Consider the following 1,390-nt stretch of genomic DNA (forward strand, 5'->3'; position numbering starts at 1 on the left):
CGCCATTCAAATGGCCTTTTCGGGACAGCTCTACGCTGATAGGGGCGAGTAGTTACGCTGACGAAACAGTGGTCGTGGCGGCTGAGTATAAGGATTACATCGGACAGGTTGGCGTCGCCGTAGATCAGCTGGTCGGCCTGAAAACCTCTGGCCTGTGCAAGGCAGGGGCCTTGCTGCTTCTTCGAGATCACTGCTTCTTATGTAGCAGCTTACCATACCCCTGTCCCGTACCCCTGCCACCTGCAGGCCGGCTTCCTGCATGAGTTTTCGGATCTCCCGGCCGTCTCTGTCGGCATCGAAGGAGGGAAGGGGTTCGGCGATGTCCTTGGCTGTAAAGGCTTCTGAAAACAGGCGCTGCACCCGCCGCCGGGAAAAGCCCAGCGCGTCCGTGGACGAGGAGGTGGTACTGAACTCAGGAGGCGGGTGAATGGCGGGCATGCCCAGTTCATCCATGCATTTTTGCAGGATCTTGCGGGCCCGCCGCATCAGTTCCCCGTTGCCTTTCTGCAGCACATCCAGCAGCGCCGCCATCTCGCTCAGATAGACTTGGGAAAAATTTCTGTCATGTTTGCAGATGTCCCTGGCGTTGTCGATGAGGTCGGCGAGCTTGATGGTCTGGGCGCGGGGTGAGCCGCCGGCGAGATGGTTCCTGTCCAGTGCCTTGCGCGTGATCCTGTTGCCGTCACCGGGTTTGCTGATGTCGGTAAGTCCATATATCCAGTTGGGCCACGTCGGTACCGAAAGCTTCTTCGATGTCATGATAAGTGGCAGGTGTGTCCTCCACAGTGTCGTGCAGCCATGCGGCGGCGATCATCTGTTCATCGCCACCAATCTCCTTGACCAGATTGGCAACCGACCTGAGGTGTACTTCATAGGGCTGTTGTGTGTATTTCCGCCGGTGGTTGATGCGTTGATGTGCACTCGTGGCGAAAGTCTTGGCACGTTTGACGAGATCGGACATGAGGCGGTTTTTTCTCCTAGGTTATACTCAATACTAGAGTTTAGAGTTTCAGAGGGGTTCTTCTCCGCTTTGATGAGTGAGCTTTTGTCCATTTTTCTGCCCTTCGCCGTCTGTATCAGTCGCACAAGCATATGGCTGGTACAGGCGGAGAGGGGTTGAAAAATGGACAGCTACTGCCCTGAGCCAGATGTTGATGGAGCAAATCATACAGCCCCGTTCTACCTGGATTAAATTGTTCATATTCAAATAATTAGCAATTTATTGTACATTCTGCTCACTCATCAAAGCGGAGAAGAGCCTTCAGAGGACTGAAGTTTCACCATTATTTTCACTTCCCTGATCTTGCAAACTCAAGCCACCATGCGTAGCAGAAGGGAGACGAAAGTATTTTGCCGGCATTTCTCCCGGTCGGGCCAAAGTCTGAGAAAA

Annotated in this window: 2 protein-coding genes; both read right to left on the bottom strand. The window is 53.8% G+C overall.

What is annotated here, in order from left to right:
- Positions 1–30: 30 nt before the first annotated feature.
- Positions 31–759 carry a hypothetical protein gene (locus ACOCD2_RS19995; RefSeq protein WP_419583025.1) on the bottom strand — a complete coding sequence of 243 codons (729 nt, stop codon included), beginning with the start codon at positions 757–759 and terminating at the stop codon, positions 31–33.
- On the bottom strand, positions 683–961 hold the full coding sequence (locus tag ACOCD2_RS20000) for an HD domain-containing protein (protein WP_419583024.1): 279 nt from the start codon (positions 959–961) through the stop codon (positions 683–685). Before ACOCD2_RS20000 ends, ACOCD2_RS19995 begins: the two co-directional genes overlap by 77 nt.
- Positions 962–1,390 lie beyond the last annotated feature (429 nt).

The sequence above is a fragment of the Thiolapillus sp. genome (assembly GCF_048562965.1).
GTDB classification, from domain to species: domain Bacteria; phylum Pseudomonadota; class Gammaproteobacteria; order Chromatiales; family Chromatiaceae; genus Thiolapillus; species Thiolapillus brandeum_A.